Annotated in this window: 21 protein-coding genes; 3 read left to right on the top strand and 18 right to left on the bottom strand. The window is 52.1% G+C overall.

Going from position 1 to position 19,852, the window contains the following annotated elements; all coding sequences use genetic code 11:
* Window positions 1-5: 5 nt before the first annotated feature.
* A complete protein-coding gene (locus OH31_RS02945) occupies window positions 6-1,064 on the bottom strand; it encodes an aldo/keto reductase (protein ID WP_024929560.1) in 1,059 nt (352 codons plus the stop codon).
* Window positions 1,064-1,639: a hypothetical protein gene (locus tag OH31_RS02940; protein ID WP_024929559.1), complete on the bottom strand. Its 576-nt coding sequence runs from the start codon at window positions 1,637-1,639 to the stop codon at window positions 1,064-1,066. Before OH31_RS02940 ends, OH31_RS02945 begins: the two co-directional genes overlap by 1 nt.
* Before the next feature lie 197 nt (window positions 1,640-1,836).
* Between OH31_RS02940 and OH31_RS02935 the strand changes: the two genes are divergently transcribed.
* Both OH31_RS02935 and OH31_RS02930 read left to right on the top strand, forming a co-directional pair.
* On the top strand, window positions 1,837-2,310 hold the full coding sequence (locus tag OH31_RS02935; protein ID WP_036298597.1) for a hypothetical protein: 474 nt from the start codon (window positions 1,837-1,839) through the stop codon (window positions 2,308-2,310).
* Between the two features lie 10 nt (window positions 2,311-2,320).
* Window positions 2,321-2,851: a YMGG-like glycine zipper-containing protein gene (locus OH31_RS02930; protein WP_242402183.1), complete on the top strand. Its 531-nt coding sequence runs from the start codon at window positions 2,321-2,323 to the stop codon at window positions 2,849-2,851.
* Between the two features lie 52 nt (window positions 2,852-2,903).
* Here the strand turns inward: OH31_RS02930 and OH31_RS02925 are convergent, their stop codons facing one another.
* The gene (locus tag OH31_RS02925; protein ID WP_024929556.1) at window positions 2,904-3,662 is read right to left on the bottom strand and encodes an SDR family NAD(P)-dependent oxidoreductase; all 759 of its coding nucleotides are present in this window, start codon (window positions 3,660-3,662) and stop codon (window positions 2,904-2,906) included.
* 118 nt (window positions 3,663-3,780) lie between these two features.
* Here OH31_RS02925 and OH31_RS02920 point away from each other — a divergent pair, with 118 nt between their 5' ends.
* Window positions 3,781-4,680 carry a LysR family transcriptional regulator gene (locus OH31_RS02920; RefSeq protein WP_036298594.1) on the top strand — a complete coding sequence of 300 codons (900 nt, stop codon included), beginning with the start codon at window positions 3,781-3,783 and terminating at the stop codon, window positions 4,678-4,680.
* Between the two features lie 23 nt (window positions 4,681-4,703).
* Here OH31_RS02920 and OH31_RS02915 read toward each other — a convergent pair whose 3' ends face one another.
* From OH31_RS02915 to OH31_RS02845, 15 genes are all read right to left on the bottom strand, one after another.
* Window positions 4,704-8,471, bottom strand: a complete 3,768-nt coding sequence (locus OH31_RS02915) for a TonB-dependent receptor domain-containing protein (protein WP_024929554.1) — start codon at window positions 8,469-8,471, stop codon at window positions 4,704-4,706.
* Window positions 8,472-8,563: 92 nt separating this feature from the next.
* Window positions 8,564-9,556, bottom strand: coding sequence for a FecR domain-containing protein (locus OH31_RS02910; RefSeq protein WP_024929553.1), 993 nt, complete (start codon window positions 9,554-9,556; stop codon window positions 8,564-8,566).
* Window positions 9,553-10,071 (bottom strand): RNA polymerase sigma factor, encoded by a 519-nt coding sequence (locus tag OH31_RS02905; RefSeq protein ID WP_019881532.1) that lies wholly within the window; start codon window positions 10,069-10,071, stop codon window positions 9,553-9,555. The genes OH31_RS02910 and OH31_RS02905 overlap by 4 nt, the downstream gene beginning before the upstream one ends.
* A gap of 256 nt (window positions 10,072-10,327) precedes the next feature.
* Entirely contained in the window at window positions 10,328-11,128 is an 801-nt protein-coding gene (locus OH31_RS02900; protein ID WP_024929552.1) for an energy transducer TonB, read from the bottom strand.
* A 2-nt stretch (window positions 11,129-11,130) separates the two neighbouring features.
* Window positions 11,131-11,544: a biopolymer transporter ExbD gene (locus OH31_RS02895; protein ID WP_024929551.1), complete on the bottom strand. Its 414-nt coding sequence runs from the start codon at window positions 11,542-11,544 to the stop codon at window positions 11,131-11,133.
* A gap of 4 nt (window positions 11,545-11,548) precedes the next feature.
* Window positions 11,549-12,187, bottom strand: a complete 639-nt coding sequence (locus tag OH31_RS02890) for a MotA/TolQ/ExbB proton channel family protein (RefSeq protein WP_024929550.1) — start codon at window positions 12,185-12,187, stop codon at window positions 11,549-11,551.
* 217 nt (window positions 12,188-12,404) lie between these two features.
* Window positions 12,405-12,899 (bottom strand): type II secretion system protein, encoded by a 495-nt coding sequence (locus OH31_RS02885; RefSeq protein WP_024929549.1) that lies wholly within the window; start codon window positions 12,897-12,899, stop codon window positions 12,405-12,407.
* Window positions 12,886-13,272: a type II secretion system protein gene (locus OH31_RS02880; RefSeq protein WP_024929548.1), complete on the bottom strand. Its 387-nt coding sequence runs from the start codon at window positions 13,270-13,272 to the stop codon at window positions 12,886-12,888. Before OH31_RS02880 ends, OH31_RS02885 begins: the two co-directional genes overlap by 14 nt.
* Window positions 13,262-13,744 (bottom strand): prepilin-type N-terminal cleavage/methylation domain-containing protein, encoded by a 483-nt coding sequence (locus OH31_RS02875; RefSeq protein WP_024929547.1) that lies wholly within the window; start codon window positions 13,742-13,744, stop codon window positions 13,262-13,264. Before OH31_RS02875 ends, OH31_RS02880 begins: the two co-directional genes overlap by 11 nt.
* A 13-nt stretch (window positions 13,745-13,757) precedes the next feature.
* A complete protein-coding gene (locus OH31_RS02870) occupies window positions 13,758-15,719 on the bottom strand; it encodes a tetratricopeptide repeat protein (protein ID WP_024929546.1) in 1,962 nt (653 codons plus the stop codon).
* Window positions 15,716-16,201, bottom strand: a complete 486-nt coding sequence (locus OH31_RS02865; protein WP_024929545.1) for a hypothetical protein — start codon at window positions 16,199-16,201, stop codon at window positions 15,716-15,718. Before OH31_RS02865 ends, OH31_RS02870 begins: the two co-directional genes overlap by 4 nt.
* A complete protein-coding gene (locus OH31_RS02860; protein WP_242402182.1) occupies window positions 16,198-16,746 on the bottom strand; it encodes a hypothetical protein in 549 nt (182 codons plus the stop codon). The genes OH31_RS02865 and OH31_RS02860 overlap by 4 nt, the downstream gene beginning before the upstream one ends.
* Window positions 16,734-17,249 carry a hypothetical protein gene (locus tag OH31_RS02855; protein ID WP_024929543.1) on the bottom strand — a complete coding sequence of 172 codons (516 nt, stop codon included), beginning with the start codon at window positions 17,247-17,249 and terminating at the stop codon, window positions 16,734-16,736. The genes OH31_RS02860 and OH31_RS02855 overlap by 13 nt, the downstream gene beginning before the upstream one ends.
* Entirely contained in the window at window positions 17,249-18,151 is a 903-nt protein-coding gene (locus tag OH31_RS02850; protein WP_024929542.1) for a hypothetical protein, read from the bottom strand. The genes OH31_RS02855 and OH31_RS02850 overlap by 1 nt, the downstream gene beginning before the upstream one ends.
* The gene (locus tag OH31_RS02845) at window positions 18,132-19,847 is read right to left on the bottom strand and encodes a GspE/PulE family protein (protein ID WP_024929541.1); all 1,716 of its coding nucleotides are present in this window, start codon (window positions 19,845-19,847) and stop codon (window positions 18,132-18,134) included. Before OH31_RS02845 ends, OH31_RS02850 begins: the two co-directional genes overlap by 20 nt.
* Window positions 19,848-19,852 lie beyond the last annotated feature (5 nt).

The following is a 19,852-nucleotide window of genomic DNA, read 5'->3' as shown; positions in this document are numbered from 1 at the left end:
CTGCGTTAAGGCGCCGGATTCATCATGATCAGATGCTGTTGCTCGATTGCGTTTAATACCTCATCACTAAGCTTTACTTGATAAGCCGCGACGTTTTCCTGCAACTGGTTCATGCTGGTGGCACCGATGATGGTGCTACCGACAAACCAGCGGTGATAGACAAAACTCAGTGCCAATTGCGTTGGTGTGAGGCCATGTGCACGCGCCAGCTCGGCATAGGCCTTGGACGCCGCCGGCACGCCCGGTTTTTTATAACGCTGTGCATAACCCAAAAACAAGGTGGCACGACCAGGGGTGGCGGGATCGTCGACATATTTTCCGGTCAAATGGCCAAATGCCAGCGGAGAATAGGCAGCCAGGCTAACACGTTCGCGGTACAGCACCTCGGCCATGCCAAACTCCATGCCACGGTTCATCAGGTTATAGCAGTTTTGCAACACGGCAATCCGCGGCAAGCCTTGTTCGCGGGCAAGTCGCAAAAACTCCATCACACCCCACGGTTGCTCATTACTCAAGCCGATCGCACGTACCTTGCCTTCCCTGATCAACTCGTCCAACACTTCGAGCTGGGTTTGAATCGGCACCCAGTTGAGAGGTTGGCCGCTGGCATCGCGTTCGGCACGGGGGTCAAACTGGTATTGGCCAAACATGGGCACATTGCGTTCTGGCCAGTGCAGATACAATACATCGAGGTAGTCAGTTTGCAAACGTGTCAGGCTGTCATGCACCGCCTGGCGGATATTCGCCCTATCCATGCCGCTCGGGCCGCCGCGTATCCACTGCATGCCACGCCTGGGACCCGCCACTTTGCTGGCCAGCACAAAGCGGTCGCGCGCCTGCTTTTTAATCCAGTGGCCGAGGATGGTCTCCGTCTGCGTCACGGTTTCTGCCCGTGGCGGCACCGGATACATCTCAGCCGTGTCGATAAAATTAATACCTTGTGAGAGGGCAAAATCCAGCTGGTTGTCGGCGTCTTGCTGGGTGTTCTGGTCGCCAAAGGTCATGGTGCCCAGCGCGATTTTGGAGACGCGAATACCGCTGTCCCCGAGTGTTGTGTGATCCATTAATGTAATACCTGTTTTTCTGTGGGTACCTGCATTACGATACTGGAAACCGCTTCTGGTTCCTTATCCTGATGTGCGGGCAATGTCCAGCCTGCGTCCTGGCTGGCGACCATCAACATACGGCTGATGGCCAGTACCAGTTGGTGGTTTAAACTCATATTGACGTTCATGCCGTTGGCGCATACCAACTGCATATGGTTCAACTGGTCGTTAATCGACACGAAGCGTGTGTCAACGACCAATAACTCCTGCTCACTCACGGCCGATGGGCGTTGCTGGTAAGCCGTGGAAAAATCCAGGTCTTCCAGCTGGTGTACAGCATCAGCCTCTTCTTCAAACTGGCGCGTGGCTTCAGTCGGCGATTGTGCCGCAGGCAAAGTTGAAGCATTTCCCAGCGCCAATGCGGATACGGGCAAATGCGCTTCACGGTTAAGCACTTTAAACATTTGCCGCGCGATACGATAAGTCAGCCATACGCGGATTTCCTGTGCCTGGCTGACAGCCGCTTTCATCAGCAAGCGGTCTTGTTGCTGATCATAAGCAAGATTGATCTGTTGGATGGATTGCTGTTGCATGAGATTAGTAGCTTTGCAAAGGGTCATCACTAGCATACCGCAGTTGCTCACCTGCTGCCTAACACAATCCTCAGCTGACGGTGAATGTGGTGGTTAAAGATACACTCCGATACAAAACCGCCACGCCCTGCGCGGATAAATTTACGTATGCTTTGGTCATAGAAATATAAGTAAACATGCCTGTCACAGGAGGCGATATGTCCAAACAAAAACTGACGCATTTAAAAATACCTATGCACTTAAAAGCAATGGCACTCACTGGCCTGATGGCCGCACTGATGCTCGCCAGCAGCGCTGCTCAGGCACACCCACCAGGCCGCGGCGGCTGGCACGGTGGAGGTTGGCATGGCGGTGGTGGCGTCGGCTTTTATTTCGGTGCCCCTTATCCTTATTTTCCATATGCATATTCGCCTTACGCCTATCCGTACCCATATGCTTATAGCCCACCACCAGTCATTGTGACCCAACCGCAACCACAGGTCTATATCGAACAAGGTAGCGGTGCCACCAGTGCGCCTGCCCCGGCACAAAGCGCGCCGCCTGCGGCCACTGCCGGCAACAACGGCCAGGCTTACTGGTATTACTGCGAGCAATCTGACAGCTATTATCCTTACGTCAAAGAGTGTCCGGCAGGCTGGAAACAAGTGACGCCTTCGCCACCAACCAAATAGGCCTAAGCATATGAAAACAACACATCTGCTAATCATGGTCTCGGCACTGAGCTTGTCAGCCTGCGCTACCAACCCCACCGGCCCAAGCAATATGGCTTTGCCGGGCACGGGCAAAGACTTTAATGTTTTCAAGGCAGATGACCTATCCTGCCGTGACTTTGCCTTAACGCAAATTGGCGGCAAAACGGTGAACCAGCAATATAACGCCAGCCTGGCCACTACTACCGCAGTCGGCACCGTCGTAGGCGCAGCCCTTGGTGCTGCGGCAGGTGGTGGTGAAGGGGCAGCCATCGGCGCAGGTATGGGTGCCTTATCCGGCGGCGCCATCGGCACTAATACGGCGGCAGTCAGCGGCATGAATGCGCAGGATAAATACGACAACGCTTACTTCCAATGCATGTATGCGGCCGGACACCGTATTCCGGTACCGGCCAGCATGGCGCGAACCTACTCGCAAGGTGGCAATGCCTCTAGTACCGCATCCTCGCCTGCTGCATCCGGTTATTACCCACCGCCTCCGCCGCCAAACCGCCCTCGCTAGGCAAATCGACAGGCAGCAGTAGAAAGCGGCCTGTTGCTATCACCCTGGCCGATTAAATTAACATGCCGCCAGAAGCCTCAATACGCTGTGCATTCACCCAGCGATTGTTCTCCGACAACAGGCTCGCAATCATCGGGCCGATATCATCTGCCACCCCTACGCGGCCCAACGCAGTTTGCGAAGCAATATAGGCGTTGACCTCTTTGTTATCGCGCACCAGACCCTGGCCGAAATCCGTTTCAATCGCACCTGGCGCTACCGTATTGACCGCAATCTGGCGTGCACCCAGCTCTTTGGCCATATAACGCGTCAATACCTCAATGCCCCCCTTCATCGCCGCATAAGCGCTGTAGCCAGGCAAACTGAACCGCGCCAGGCCGCTGGAAATATTCACAATACGGCCACCATCACGTAATACGGGCAGTAAGGTTTGCGTTAAAAAGAAGGTGGATTTCAGATGGATATTCACCATATCGTCAAACATCTGCTCCGTGGTTTCAGCAAATGGCGCATGGATGCCCGTCCCTGCATTATTCACCAGGTAATCAAACTGCGTAGCTTGCCACTGTGTTTGCAGGGCCTGCTTCAATTGCGCAGAAAATGCAGAAAATGTTTTCACCTGTGCCACATCCAGCTGTAAAGCCACCGCCTTGCGCCCTAACGCTGCGATTTCATCCACCACCGCTTGTGCAGCGGCCTGCTTGCTTTGGTAGGTCAATACCACGTCTATGCCCTGCTTTGCCATTGCCAGCGCTGTGTTCTTACCCAAACCACGGCTGCCACCTGTAATTAATGCAATCTTGTTTGTCATATGCGTACTCCTGTGTTGATGAAAGATAGACGCAGTTTATTGATAATCATAAATACGATAAATAAGCATTAAGTGATTATACTGTTCATAATTAATGAACAATTGAAAGCAAATTGCCATGCTGGATAGCACCGAAAGCCTGAAGCGTTTTATGCGCGTTGCCGAACTCGGCAGCTTTACCAAAGCGGCAGATAGTCTGGGACTGCCCAAAGCCAGCATCTCACTGGCGGTGCAGCAACTGGAAAGTAAACTGCAAACGCAGCTGTTCCACCGCACCACACGCAAAGTGCAACTGACGCCGGACGGCCACTTGTTTTATGAAAAAAGCAAAGATGTCTTGAGTGAGATCGAAGAATTAGAAACTTTGTTCATCAGCGATGATAGCCAAATCTCAGGTGTCGTCAGGGTCAACCTGTCACAACCGATGGCGCGGCACCTGCTTATTCCGGCCCTGCCTGCATTCTTGCGGCGCTACCCCAACCTCAACATAGAAGTCAGCAGCGAAGACCGCAAAGTGGATTTAGTCAGCGAAGGTTACGACTGCGTAGTGAGAACCGGTGAGGTCGAAGAGTCCGGCATGATGATGCGCAAAATAGGCGAAATGCAGCAAAGCAATTTCGTCAGCCCTGGCTACCTCGCCCAATATGGCACGCCCAAAAGCATAGACGATTTACAGCAGTATTATTTGATTCACTACCAAACCAGCAGCAACAAACGGTTTGATGCGTTTGAATATCAGCTAGATGGCGAATTACATCGTATCAAAATGCCCAGCCGTATCTGCGTCAACAATACCGACGCCTACCGCGCCGCCTGCGTGGCCGGACTCGGCATCATGCAAGCGCCTAAGTTAGGCGCCATGGAAATGCTTAATAGTGGCCTGTTAGTCGAAATCCTACCAGCCTGGACCGCACCCAGCATGGCCGTTTCCATGCTGTTCCCGCATCGTCGCAATTTGTCTAAGCGCGTGCGGATTTTCATGGATTGGCTGAGTGACGTCATTCAAAACGAGCTATAAGCAAACCACTGCTACATCTGATATTAAAAATCATAGCGCACATTAAGCCATGCCGCACGCGGGGCACCCGGGGCAAGAAAGGTAGACGCCAACCAATCGTTACTATTGTAATTAAACCCACCTGGGCCAATGGCACCATTAATACTGGGGGAGAATGGATTAACTCCCAAACGTCCTGCTGTGTAATATTCACGGTCAAAAAGATTATTAATCAATAAGGTAGCGGTTAGTTGGTTTGTGAGTTTATAACTCGAACTGAAATTAAAGACAGCATAACCTGGCACCATCCCCGCGAAACGATAATTCGGCCTTGTCGCCAGACCCGCTCCACAACTACTGTTGCCGTAAGAAATCCCATCAATCACAGTAGGCACTCCGCCTTGGGCAGCTGAACACCCATATACCTCACTAGGCATACCAGCACGATGCTTATTGTTCTCATTGCCTCGTACATAGCTTTCTGAGTGCAAAACCGCAGTTAACCCCACAGTCCATTGCGGGGTTAGATCATAGGTGACCGTTGCATTCAGGTTATGCAATGGAATACCCGGAATACGATTACCCGGAGTCACTGCAATATTCTGATAGCCATTGCTGACGAAGGTACCAGCACCGTTATAACTTTGAATCACATTGCCCGCGCTGCTGTTATTAGGGCTCGCCATTTGAAAGCGATCCTGAAATGTTGCATCGGTTAAAGCGTAGTTTAGTTTAAAACCGGTTTTACCCCATTTTCCTTGCAAGCCCATTTCAAGCCCCCTTCTGCGAGTATCTCCAATATTTTGAAAAAAACTGCGCTCAGGCCTGAATGACACAAAATAAATATCGTCTGTTAAATCAGTCTGATAAATACTCGCATTCCACTGGATATCACTCGTGAGAAAACCACGTGCGCCGACTTCTATGGTTTCTGACCTGACTTGTTTTAAATAAGGATCTCCTGACAACGTAGTCGGCAAACTGCAGAATCTGTTCTCGACCAAAGACCGTGGGCCAAAAGCCGGATTACCTTGCGAATCGACGCCGACTCGCACAGGAGTGTCATCATATGCACAACCCAACTCAATAACAGTTGGCGTTCTGGCCCCCTTGCTCCAGTTGGCATAAATATTCAAATTCTCATCTGCCTGCCAAGTCGCCCCGAGCGAGGGATTAAAAGAATAATAGCTAAATTTCTCGGTCTCCCCTGGCCCAATGGCACCTGCCTGCTGGGCTAATTCAAATGAAAATGGGCGATAACCAGTTCCACACTCTTCTGTTTCATACTCAATCGCCCCATTACCATTTAAATCCCTACATACCACTAATGGATCATAAAAGTTCTTGAATTGTGATGCCCCGGCCAAGCCGAGAATATTACTAATTGCCAGCTCGTTTTTAACTTTCGTTTGATTGTAGCGGCCAGAGGCAGTAAAAGCCCATTGTTTTCTCGGCGTCCAGGTTTCGCTAAAATAGAGACTTTTCGTCGTACTGGTACCTGCAAAATCATTTAGGCCCAGCTTTTGTGTTGAAGCAGCGAATTCATAGCCCACTTTGCTCGGGTCCAAAATAACATTACGCCTGTCTCCAAATACACCAAGTAATTGACCACTGCTGTAATCAGCATTCGCAGAGTCCATAGACATACCAACCATCAATTTGTGCTTCTCGGTATTCCAGTTTAATTGGAGTGACCCACCATCGGTGAGTTGATTAATTTCAGTCTCCGTTACCAGGGCGACCGGCGTGCCCTCTATATACCCTTTTTTACAATCAGGGAAGATTTGTATAATTTGCGCTTCACAATCCGCGCCATCTCGCATGTACGGAATTCCCGTCACGGGGTCTCTTACGAGCAGCCCCATAGGAGAACCAAGCCCTCGACTCACGCCTGAAAACGCAGCTAAAATAAAGTCTCCTTTTGCATCACGATTTTTATCAAGCACAATAAATGATCCAGTACCAATAAAACCATTACTGTCCTTAAATGTGGCATTCCAGTCAGAGTAGCTAAACGCTAAGCCCTGATTACGCAACTTTAACTCCAACGCCTGTTGTGCAAGTGACCCTGGAATAGCATTTGCAATAGCCAACGCCGCCTGATAATAGTCGCTGTTAAAGTCTGGCTGAGCGGATAACGGTAGAGAATTGAATGCCCAGTTTGGCGTTGTAGTCGTAGATCCATCCGGGTTTGTGACGGCAATGGTTGATTGCGAAACATTAGGATTGGTAAATACAAATGCGGTATTTGGATTGGACCCTATCGCAGGACGACTGGCGTCATAGGCTGGGTTATCAGTGACAGGGGAGTCAAAGATAGGATTACCATCCTGATCAGTACCTATTTGAGTGAGAGGCCCAAAAAGGTATTGTGGATCACCATCCGCATCGGCTGGTAACTGGACGAGGTTTCCAAACCCATCGAAGGCATCGACCGTTGCTATGTTATTGATATATGTTTGAGACAGATCCAGATCTGCCAGACCATCATTATTTAAATCCTGTGCAAAGTAGCCAGGCTTTTCACCGGCGGCTGGCCTACGCGTCGCACTGCCGCCGAAGTCTTGGTTCACATCACCAGTACTGGAAAAACGACGACTTTTTCGGTGATAGACCTGAGCGGTAATGTTAAAAGTGTCTGACACATCCCATAGGGCATTTAATTGAAACTGCTGGAGCCGGTTACTGGTTTCATCAGGACTAGTAAAAATGCTAGAGCGATCTTGCTCAACCATTTCTGATGGCAATAAACCGTTACCGGTAAGCTTATTACTGGCATAGAGTATATTCAGCCCCAGTTGCAATGACTCACCACGCCACTCCAACTTGCTAAACACCTGATTTACTTTACTTGGAGAGTTATCACGCCAACCATCCTCTTTAAAGATATTGGCAGCCACAAATCCTGCGACTACGCCATTATTGCCGCCCACAGACCCTTGAAATTGATTGCGCTTAAAAGAGCCTCCCAAATACTCAAGTGACCCTTCTTTCGAGTCAAAACCACTTTTAGTCTTCATACTGAGCGCACCACCTAAAGTACCCAACCCAAATAGTGGATTAGACCCAGGAAAAATATCCAGACTACCTAATGCATTGAGCGGAAGCATGTCCCAATTAACAACATCGCCAAAAGGCTCATTGACTCGGACACCATCCAGAAAAACTGAAAGCCCTTGCGCAGTACCTAATTGCGGGGAGGCGGTAAAACCTCGATAAGTGACATCCATCTGGAATGGATTACCCTGGTAATCATTGACATTGACCGACTGCAATTTAGTATTCAATAAATCAGCAATACTTACGGCATGCGCATCCCTAATCTCTTTTGCTGTCAGTGACTGGACGTTGCCAGGGATCTCCTCTTTCGTTAGCGCTAAACCTCGCATGGGGCCGACCTCATACATACGCTGCGCCCTCACTTGCACAGCATCCAGTTCCAAGCTGTCTGACCTTACTGGCATAAGTCGTTTTTCTATCGTCAAATGTTGCTGAATTATTTTACCTTCTAAACCTGACCCTTCCAGCAATCGTTTAATCGCCTCTTTGCGTGTCATGCGGCCTTTGACGGCAGGGGATTTCTTATCGACAATAAGGGCACTATCGACTGTGAGTGAAAGATTGCTTTGGATAGCAAACTGGCGCAGCGCAGCCGCGAGTGGCTGGGCTGGCATATCCATATTCAAGGGGATGGCAAAACTCTCTTCTTGCTCCCCGGGTAGGGCAGTGTTGAGCTCTGCATAAAGTGCGGTAGGCGTACTCAGGCCAATCAATGCGGCCAGGGCGGCTGTTTTAATCGTTATGGTGTGCATGGTGCATCCGTCGGTTACAGGTCTTGTTAAAGGGGTAACCGACGAAGGGGAGAAATGCCTGATATGCGGCAGCTAAAAAGAAATGTAAAGAATTACCTGTTTGGCTCGATCACTAATGCATCATCTGTGCGTTTGAGCATTACCGGCACCGATTGTGGCAGGGTTTGGATAAAGCTTTCAACCTCAGCGACTTTAAGGACAGCATTCACCTTAGGCGTTTGGTTACCGAAAAAGACGGCTTTGACGGTAGGGTTACGGTAGCGCGACAAGGTATCGGCGACTTCGAACATATCAGCACGGTCAAACACGATGCGGCCACTGATAAAACTGAAACTGTCGTCAGCATTGCGATTGACCTTATGCGGCGAGGCCATTTGCTCAATCTCGGCCACTTCGCCATTGTGTAGAATCAATGCAGGTTCGCGGCCATCCGCGCGCGCGACTTGTACGCGGCCGTGGTCGACACTGATGCGGACTTTGTTGCTAAGCTGGTTAACGGCAAATCGGGTGCCAAGCACCGTGACTTTGGCTTGCTGCGTTTCAACCACAAATGGACGTTTCGGATCTTTGGTGACTTCAAAAATCGCTTCGCCACGCGTCAGTTTGACCAGGCGCTGATGACGGTAAAACACGATTTCCATCGCACTGTTGGCATTGGCAGTCACCACCGAGCCATCGTCCAATGTACGTTTGACCATTTGCGCCACAGCCGTGGTCTGCACCTCGCTGGATAAAGGTGATGCCTGCCATTGCTGGTATTGGCTGCGTCCTAAAAAGCCCAGCCCCAGGCAAAGCAACATCACGGCCAGGCCAGAGCCCAGTTTGGTAACTTTTTTACGGCGGGTATTTTGTTCGAAATACTGTGTCTGCAAGAGTGCATTAGAAAGCGCTTGCAATCGCTCGGTAGAACTAAAGTCGTCCATGGTGGACTCGATCATTTGATAGGCGGCACTGTGCCTGCGATCTGACAGCAACCACACTTCAAACATGGTGCGCTCAGGCGCATCCGGCGCAGCTTCACGCATACGCATATACCAGCGTGCAGCGGTTTGCCTGATCATCTCCTCGTGCTTGCGATGTATCATGCTTGCATCATCAGTTCACGCGCACTGCTCAAATCCACAATCGCGCGCATGACATGGCGCTCGACCATGTTTTTGCTAATGCCGAGCGCGGCAGCAATCTCGGTTTGCGTATGCCCTTCCACGCGATACATCCAGAATACCTGACGGCAACGCGGCGGTAACTGCTCTAATATCTGCTGAATCATTTGCAGCCGCTGTTTGATGTCACTGAGCTGTTCGACAGATAAGGTTGGCGCATCCAGCCATTCACGATTAAGCCCAACTTCAGCCTCAAGGGAGACGAAACGCTGCGCGTGGTGATAACTATCCACAATCAGGTTTTTGGCGATGCTGCGCATATAGGCATGCGGCTCTGTGCCTTTATTGACGCTACCAGAGACGGTATAACGGATCAGTGCATCATGCAGGATATCTTTGGCCATGTGCGGGCAAGCGACTTTAAAGCGGATGTAGCCGAGCAGGTCGGTATACGCCCACTGCAGATTAATGCCACACCAAACCATCGCTTTATCCATGCCTTGTCATTTGCAAATTGTATGCCACACCACTGAGCCCGCATTTACTTGTCTTGCAGCCAGTTCACCGTAAAAATTGGCAGTTTTCAGCCACCAGCCTGGTTGAAAACAACCAGTTGATATACACAAAAAAATCCCCTGCGCTTGCCGGAGGAAAGTTGGCAAACTGCAGGGGTTAGGAGAACAGGTGCAACCATTTTGGGAAAGTGAGGGATTTACTTTCTGATCACACCTGACTACAAGAAATCAATGACGATTACTCCAGTTTAAATGCCACCGGAATGGTGATTCTGAACGTCTTTTTTTTCAGGCTATCTTTCACGCCCAGCTGTGCAATCGCTTTTTTCACCATGCGCATAGCCTCTTCATCCAATGGCACATGCTTGCTGCTATCCGCCAGTGACACATTGACCAACTCGCCACGCACAAACTGGGCGACCACCGTGGCCTCACCTTCTAGATGGCGGCGAATAGCGATGGCGGGATATTGTTTGCTTTTACTGACCAGCGCGCGTAATTGTTCGCCATAATCGCCCCAGGCATCAGAGTCACTAGCGCTCAACTCGTCGGACTCGGTGTTAGCCTGCGTGCTCGGCGCAGACGCGCTGGGTTTTGCATCTTTTGCAGCAGAGTCATTCGCCGCATGCTGGGCGCTTTCTGCACTCACACTGGGGGCCGCAGGCGCTGGGCTCACAGCTGCAGGTTCCACTTTCGTCGGCGCCGCTTGCTCTGGCACACGATAATCGGCCTCATGATTGCTCGGGGCAGCCAATATCTGTTTAGGCGTTTCTACCGGCGTTTGCGGTTTCCCCACTGGCGTTGGCGTCGCTTTGGGCGGTTCAACCGGCGTGGCCGTTTCCGTCACTTGCTGCACACGCGGTGGCAAAGCTTTGATTGAGAAAAACTCAATTTCCAATTTTTCCGGCATCTCAGGCAACTGAATCCGGCTTAAGCTGGGATACACCGCCACCACCAGCACATGCAAGCCCAGCGATACAATCACTGCGCGCCATAACTGCGAATAATTCGGCTGCTCTGGATAAATCAGGCTGCTCATGCCTATTTCCCGGCCTCGGGCGACATCACAAAACTAAACTTGCTGATGCCCGCACGCTGAATGGCCGCCAACACTTTGGCCACCACGCCATATTGCGCATGTTCATCAGCATAAATCTCCACCGCCGGATCATGGCTTTTTTTGAGCACACCCAACTCTGTCGTCAACACCTCCAGCGCCAGTCGCTGTTGGTCGAGAAACACATCTCCTGCATCGGTGACACTGATATGTGCTGTTTTGGGCACCGTGATGGCTACCTCGGCACTGGCCTGCGGTAACTTGACCTTCACCGCATTCATGAGCAAAGGTGCGGTGACAATAAATACCGTGAGCAATACCAGCATCACATCCACCAGCGGCGTCACATTGATTTCACTCACCAGTTCTTCGTTTTCACTGTCCCCTAAAATCGCCATGTTATTACCCCTCCGCGCCTGACTGCGTCAGCAAAGATTGAAAGCGGCTAGCGACTTGTTCCATATCGGCTCTATGCACTTTTTGCTTGCGCATAAAGTAGTTGTACGCCAACACCGCAGGCACCGCAGTCGCAATACCAATTGCCGTCGCAATCAACGCCTCGCCTATCGGCCCTGCCACTACATCCAGCCCGGCAGAACCGGTCGCCGTGATGGTACGCAACGCATTCATAATGCCCCACACCGTGCCAAACAAGCCGATAAACGGCGCGGTAGAGCCTATGCTGGCCAGCACCGCCACACCGCCATCCATGCGCTTTTGTTCCAGGTAGGCCTGTTGTTTGAGCGAGAGTAAAATAACCTCCTGACGCTCGTTTCTGCGCAACACTGAGTTCGCCATCACCTCGTTCATCGCACGCATGCCCGCATCACACAAACGCGCAAAGCTGCTATTACTGTTAGCAATAATCTTGGGCAATTCGTAAATAGTTTTTACTTGTTGCCACTCGGATAGAAAATTGTTCGATGCACTACGGGACTTGTACCAGGCCCAGCTTTTAATGATGATGATGGACCACACCAGCACAGACAGCACGCCCAGTAAGTACAACACGAGATCAACAATATCAGGCACCAAATCCACAGCGAGCTCCATTATCAAAATACATACGAGAAAATAATCTGGATGCTTGTTGCGCTCACAATATTAAAAACGCAAACCAGGAAAAACCCCCGCCAATATCGGGAATTTCTCACATTTACATCCCTTCATATGTTTAATCGCTGGGCGAGGCAAAAGCCTGATGTCATTAACACAACTTTACATTAAGGATAGTCAGGGCAACGATGTACACCGTGCTTTACACACCACCAGTATTCACCGCCACGGTTTGCGGCAAATAAACGAAGTACCATTCACCGTAATAACGCTTGTCATTCAAATGTTGTAATTCACCACGATAGCCTTTGGTTTTAAATGGCGCTTTATCAGACAAGCTGTAAATCCCCATGATGCCGCCACTGGGGGCCATGACGAGACCCCAGCCTTCGCGTTGCGTGATGGGGTCAAGATAGGCTTTGCGCAGATGACGGCGCGCAGTCGGGAAACGGGTATCTTCTTGCAGTACTTCCAGCGTTGGCGGAAACGTTTTCACCACACCTGGCGTCTGGTTGTAATAGCGGCCGATGGCATCGCGATAGGCTAAGCCCACCTTGAGCAGCTCTTGTTCTCTCTCGCGCAACACCTGGGTTTGCCAGCGCATGCTGGCTTGCACCATGACCAAGCCACTGAGCATAATCAGCATAAACATGCCAATCAGCACAAAGCCAGTGGCGGATAACCTACCAGAACGCATAGGGCGTACCATCTGCGGCCACCAGCGCAGAACCGCTATGCACATCAAAAACACTGCCCTGCTCGTCAATATTGGGCGGCAAGGTAATCACCCAGGTATCCATACGTTCGGTGATCGGGTCAGGCGGGATCGCTTTCAGGTATTGGCGCTCAACCAGTTCATCCAGCGTATCTGGGTAGCGGTTTTTGTCGCTGTAAAACTTATCAATCGCATCGCGCATGGTCAACAGGTCATGGCGCAAGGTGGTTTCTTTAGAACGCTGCAACATATGCATAAACTTGGGCGAAACGATGGTCAGTAACATCGCAAGTATCGCCAGCACCACCAGCATTTCAATCAAGGTAAATCCGCGCTTCATGCTTTTACCACTCACTGTAAGGTTGCTGGTTAATGCCCATGGCAGGCGAACGTGAAGACACGTCATACACGTCCTGCGCCATCTCATCGAGCCCACCGTCATAGGCACGGATACGCCAGGTGCCCGCGTTGCTTTGTTCGGTATCCGCCGCAAACGGGTCACGCGGGATGCGCCTTAAAAAAAACAGTTTTTTCTTTTTGGGATCCTGCGCATTCTCTACCCCGGTCACCAGGATGGCCAGATTGGCCGGATATCCACTGCCATCGGCCACTTTCTTGATCAGGCCCTGATCTACCGCATCCTTGTAGGCATCCAGTGCATCGCGGATTTGCCACAAGGCGCGCTTGAGTTCACGTTCTTTTTCGCGCTTGCTATTGAGCTGCAGCACCGGACTGGCCGAAGTCACCAGTAACGCCAGCAAAGCCAGCGTCACCAATAGCTCAACCAGGGTGAATCCATAATGTTTGCGAGAAGAAAGAAATAACATCAACTGACTGGCCTCAAGGCTGTACGGCGCCGGTGTCACTGCTATTCATCATCTGGCTGGCAAAACCGCTGTCGTTACGCACATTGCCGCTCTGCGTCGATTGTGGTGTCACCGCTGGCGCGGATGGTGTCGGTTCCATCGCCTGCACCGCGCGCGCACCGCCAGTCCCCACCGGATTTGCTGTAGCGGCAATGCCGGAAGGAATCAGGCTATAGACCGAACTGGCCGGGCTCAGGTTATGCATGATGCGCGGTGTAATCAGCAATACAATTTCATTTTTACGCTTGTCTTCATTATTACTGCTGAAAAATTTGCCAATCAGCGGCAAATTACCGAGGCCGGGTACTTTGCGCCGCGTTTTCTGCTCGTCGTCACGGAATAATCCGGCCAGAATCTGCGTTTCGTTATTGCGCAACTGCAAGGTGGTATTCGCATTGCGGCTGCCGATGGTATACGCCAGCACCCCAGAACTGGTCGTGACCTGGTCGGTGATATTACTCACCTCCATGCCGACTTTGATACTGACCTGGTCTTGCATCTGGATCACCGGCTCGACGTCAAGCTTGATGCCGACTTCAATATAATTCACATTCTGGCTGACAAAACCCTGCGCACTGGCGACGCTGGTCAGCACCGGAATTTTATCGCCGACATGAATCTTGGCGCGGTCACGATTCTTGACCCGGATTTTGGGGCTGGCCAGCAAATTGGTGTCGGTATCCTGATGCAGCAGGTTGAGCACAATGGCGGGATCATTGATCGAAAACACGCCGAGACCGCCATTAAAATTGCGCAACTCGGTCAGCGTCAGTTTGCCTGCTTGCGGTTGCGTACCGCTGCTGCTACCGGCTGCGTTGCCCTGCACGCCGACGCCAATCTGAGTTGGATACTGGATACCGAGGTTTTCCAGGTTACGGCGGTTGATTTCCATCACCTCAACTTCGAGCATCACCTCGGGTTCATTGAGGTCTTGTGAGGCAATCAGCTTCTCTGCGACTTTAATGCGGTCCATGGTATCGCGCATCACCAGCGTATTGAGCTTTTCATCAATATAGACATCACTGGCACGTAACACGGTTTTCATCATATTGAGCGCACGTTTGGCGTCCATATGCGTCAGGTAAAAGCTGCGCACAAACAGTTCTTCATACTGTGCAGCCCGTGCTTGCGGATAAATCAGCAATGTATTGCTGTTGAGTACTTTTTTGCCTAACTGATGGCTGGTGAGGATCACTTCCAGCACTTGTTCAATCGGCGTATCGCGCAGCAACACATTCACGCGTATACCTTCGTTGAGCTCCTGGTCAAAAGAAAAATTCAAATCTCCGGCCTTGCCTAGATATTCGAAAGCATTTTTAATCGGCGTATTTTTAAGCTCCAGCGTGACTTTCTTTTTCAACGAAGACTGCAAGGGCCTCACCACACTGGTCCGTTCGTTTTTCTTTTGCTCCAGCTGCTCAAACAATTGCCGCGCTCCGGCATGCGCGGGCTGCTCGGCCAGGATACTGCGCAAGCCAAACTCGGCGCCTGCCAAATCCTCAGTTGTAATTGCCGCTTTCACCTGCTCAAGCTGTGCCGCATGCTGGCGTGCCAGTTGTACTTTTTGCATGCCGTCACTGGCAGCACGGTTGCTGGGTGCAAGCTGTAACACTTGCTGATAAACCTCAATCGCCGCATCATATTGTTGGGTGAGCAATAAACTATCCGCTTGCTGCAATTGCTTTTGCAGTTTCTTTTCCTGCAACAGGGTCAGCCAGTTTTTATATTGCGGTTGGCGCGGATGCTCGTCCACCAGCGGCTGTAACAGCTGGATGGCTTCGTCATCCTGGCCACGCGCCGCATAGATTCTGGCCTGCTCCAGCGTGGCATCACCGTTTTGCTGTGCGGGTAATAGGTTGCTGCAACTGGCTAATAACAGCGGACAACCCAACAACCAGGCCCAATGACTATACGTTTGATTCACTTGCTTGTTCAAAATACCACCCCGTTATCCAGCCTGATTTCAAAGCGCTCGGCCGCATGTTGCAGCACGATTTTTTGTTGGTCGAGCAGGCTCACCTGCCACCCATCGGCAAAATGGTCGCCTGCATGTACGACGTATTGTTGCTGGCCATCGGTTAAAAACACGGTCCAGCGCCCGTCTTCCTGCAACCGACCGGCATAGGTATAAGGATTCACCGCCTCAGGCGCCACAGGCACCGCGGTGTCGGCTGCCGACATTTCCAACGCGGCAAACAGGTTAATCGCGCTATCATCGGCGCCTGCACTCATGGTTGCAGGCGCTGAGACGCTTTGCGGTGAGGCCGTGTGAGGCAAAGGCAAGGCCTGCGCCAAGCTCACTCGACGCTGAGGGGCTTGTTTCACAGCGGCAACCGGTGGCTGCTCGGCTTGCTCTACCCACCAGCATGCCAACAAGGTGCAAGCCAGTGCCACCCATACTATTCCACGCCGCATCATGTTTGGCCTCGCTTACGCGTGTACAAACTAAACTCCACATAGGCCTCGAGGTCTGGCTGCAACACATCACTGCGCTGCAATTTAAACTGGCTTAAGGCCAGGCTAGGATAGGCCTGTAACACCTGCTGCAAAAAATGCCGCACCTGCAAATAATCCCCTTTGAGTGGCAACTTGATGCGCTGTATCTGCAAACTCGAATGCTCAACAGCTAAAGACTGAAATTCTGCGCGCTCAAACAACATGCCCATGGCATCTGCTGTCGCCAGTATCTCAGCACTGATACGGTCAGCTTCGTCTTCACTGGGCCAGCTTTGCAGCACATTCACGACGTGAGGCCTGGCCTCAGTGACAGGCAATGTCCGCTTGGTGGATGCAGGTAATTGTTGCAATACATGTTGTAAGGTATGACCGCGCCACCAGGCATGCGCCACCAGGCCAGACAGTAAAATAGTGACTAACAGCATGACTGCCAGCCAGCGATGTGCCCGCAGCGTTTGCTGGCAGACAAAGCACACACGTTGCATAAAGTGACTTAGAACTGCCATCCGGCCTCCACATGCAAGGTCGTCATGCGCAAACCGTTCACCTCGGTCGCTTCGCTGGCCTTAAGCTTCACATCCACCAAAGCAGGCTGTTTTTTCAGCCGCTCTACCAACGCCCAGCCTTGCTGGCGCTGTTGTGCCAGCACCGTCATGCGTATCTGCTTACGCTTGGCATCCGGGGAGAGTTGCAGCCAGTACAAGTGGGCTTGCTGGGCATGTTCAAGATCACTCAACAAAGCTAACCACGGCGTGACTATCTGTGACTGCGCCTCGGCCATGTCAGCCGCCAAGGCCTGATTCACGACGGGCTGTTTATTGACGGCCTGCTGACTGGCAGTCAAGGCTAATTGGCGCGTTTGCCATTGCTGCTGCAGGGCGATATTTTCCTCGGTAAGCTGATGATAAACAGCGGCCAGCCATACCAGGCTAGTGAGTAATATCAGGCCAATCACCGTGGCCGCAGGCCCAGGCAAGCGATCGGGCGCATGATTTAAGCGCACGTGCATTAAGCCATCCGCCTTTCGGCTACCTGTCGAGAAAGCTTATCCAAGCCATGGGAAGGCTGCACATCCACCACCTGAAACGGCTGCATGGACTGTGGCGTAGCGCCGCTAGACTCTGCCTGTGACAAAAAGATTGGCAAAGCGGCCCGCTCGGGATGTATGACCTGCTCGCGCGACAATAACTGCATCAAGGTCAATCGCCATTGCGCATCAACAGGTAGCTGGCGAATCTGTAGCCAGTCTCCATGCATCAGGCATGCCACCGTTAAGTGGCTGGACTCGCGACAGACAACCCAACCATTGGCCGAAAAACCTTGCTGGCGCATGGTATGTAAAGCCTGGTTGGCTGCCAGCGCCCACGCGGGAGTGATGATGCCTGGCGGCAATCGATGCTTGGCCAGCGCCGCCTGTAACTTTTCCAGTAGTACGGCAGGCAGTGCATTCAGCAAGGTATGCTGGTCATAGCCCCCTGGCTGCGCCCGAATTCGCCAATCTTGCCCATCGCTGGTAAAGGCCTGCTGCAAGCCGTGGAGGTAATAAGCCGCTTTATCCGCCTGGCTGCGTACCTCAGCCTGCCACGGCAATACCAGCCAGCGCGCATACTGGTTGGAAAGCACCACGACCACATGCCAACGCTGGCCCGCTAAGGGTGCCAAGACGTCATGCAAGGCCTGCCACAAAGCCTCTGGCGGCAATATATCCTGCGTGCTGCCCGGCAAAGTATGACGTTGATGGCTGATCATCTGCGGATGTCTACCCGGCAACCACGCGCGTTGAAACTGGAATACCTCTAGCGCATCACAAGTAATGACCAGCCGCAATTCCGGCGCTGTCAGTGCCTGCCACCAGCGACGGCTGTCGGCCACGCGGCAATCTACACCGGGATCAGGAGAGCGCTGTAACACGGTTAATCTCCTGCAAAGTCGTTTCGCCCGTAGCCACCAGCGCCAACCCGGCGTCGCGCATGGCACGTGTACCGGTTGTGGCGGCTAATGCCTTAATCTGGCTGATAGGTGCTTTAGAGACAATGAGTTCACGCATGCGGTCGTCAAACAACAACAGTTCGGCGATACCTTTGCGGCCCTTGTAACCGCTACCGTGGCACTGACCACAGCCTTGGCCTTTTTTAAACTGGTAGTGTTGGGTCGTTTCCACACTCAGACCGGACTTCACTAGCAATGCGGAGTCTGGCATATCATCCACTTTGCAGAACGGGCAGATGACGCGTACCAGCCGCTGCGCCAGGATCACGTTGACTGCCGACACAAAACTATAAGCGTCGACGCCCATATTGGTGAAACGGCCGATCACGTCAAATACGTTATTGGCGTGCACGGTGGTGAGCACCAAATGCCCGGTCAGCGCGGACTGCACGGCAATTTGTGCAGTTTCGCCATCGCGGATTTCGCCCACCATAATTTTGTCGGGGTCATGGCGCAAAATGGAGCGCAAGCCGCGCGCAAAGGTCAGGCCTTTTTTCTCATTGACAGGGATCTGCAGCACGCCAGGCAGTTGATATTCGACCGGATCTTCAATGGTAATAATTTTGTCCTGACCCTGGTTGATCTCGGAAATCATGCCGTACAAGGTTGTGGTTTTTCCGCTACCGGTGGGCCCGGTCACCAGCAACATGCCATAAGGCGCTTCGGCCTGCGCCCGAATTTGCGCCAATAAAGCGGGCGCGAATCCCAGCACTTCGAGGCTGATACCTTGTGCTTCACTCAACGCTTTACGATCCAGCACGCGTAGCACGGCATCCTCACCCACCACGCTGGGCATGATAGAGACACGCAAGTCTATTTCTCGGCCCAAAGCATGTACTTTGCAGCGGCCATCTTGCGGAATACGTCGCTCGGCAATATCCAGTTCAGACATGACCTTGATACGCGACACGGCCTGCTCGGCCTGCATGACGCCACTGAGGCCACCTGCCTCTGTCAGCACGCCATCGATGCGGTATTTGACACGCAAGCCTTGCAGGGTAGATTCAAGGTGAATATCACTGGCCCCGGCCTTGAGGGCATCGTATAAGGTCGAGCGTACAAAACGCACCACCGGGCTGCTGTCTTCGCTGATGGATTTCAGCGACAACTCTTCTACCGGCGTTTCTTCTTCGCTACCGATGCTGTCACTGGCATGCACCTGATCCATCGCGCGCATTTGCGTTTCATGAAATTGCAGGCAAGCGGCGATATCGTTACGATGCGCCAGGCACCACTGTACCGGCACGCGCACCATGCTCTGCAAGCGTAATTGCAGTGGCTCGTCAAACGGGTCGGCCAGCACTAGGTATAACGATTGATCTGGATACAGCGACTGGTCGGATTTTTGCATCAATACCGCATGCAAAGTGCTGGCATCATTAAAGCGCAACAGGTCAAACATGGGCTGCATGGCGTGCAAGTCCAGTGCGGTCAGCGTCGGGTAATGCATGCATTGCCCCAATGCCAGCACAAACACATCTGGCGTCAGGCCAGACAGCTCCTCCAGCACCTCCATGAGTGGGCGGCCGGTTTGCTGGGACAACTGGCGTGCCTGCGGCAATAACCCGGCATCTAAGGGGGGGACATGCCCAGTCAGTGGTAAATCCTGCATATTCATGCGAT

The organism is Methylophilus sp. OH31 (genome assembly GCF_000576615.1).
Taxonomy (GTDB): domain Bacteria; phylum Pseudomonadota; class Gammaproteobacteria; order Burkholderiales; family Methylophilaceae; genus Methylophilus.
This window is presented reverse-complemented; position numbering and strand designations above follow the sequence as displayed.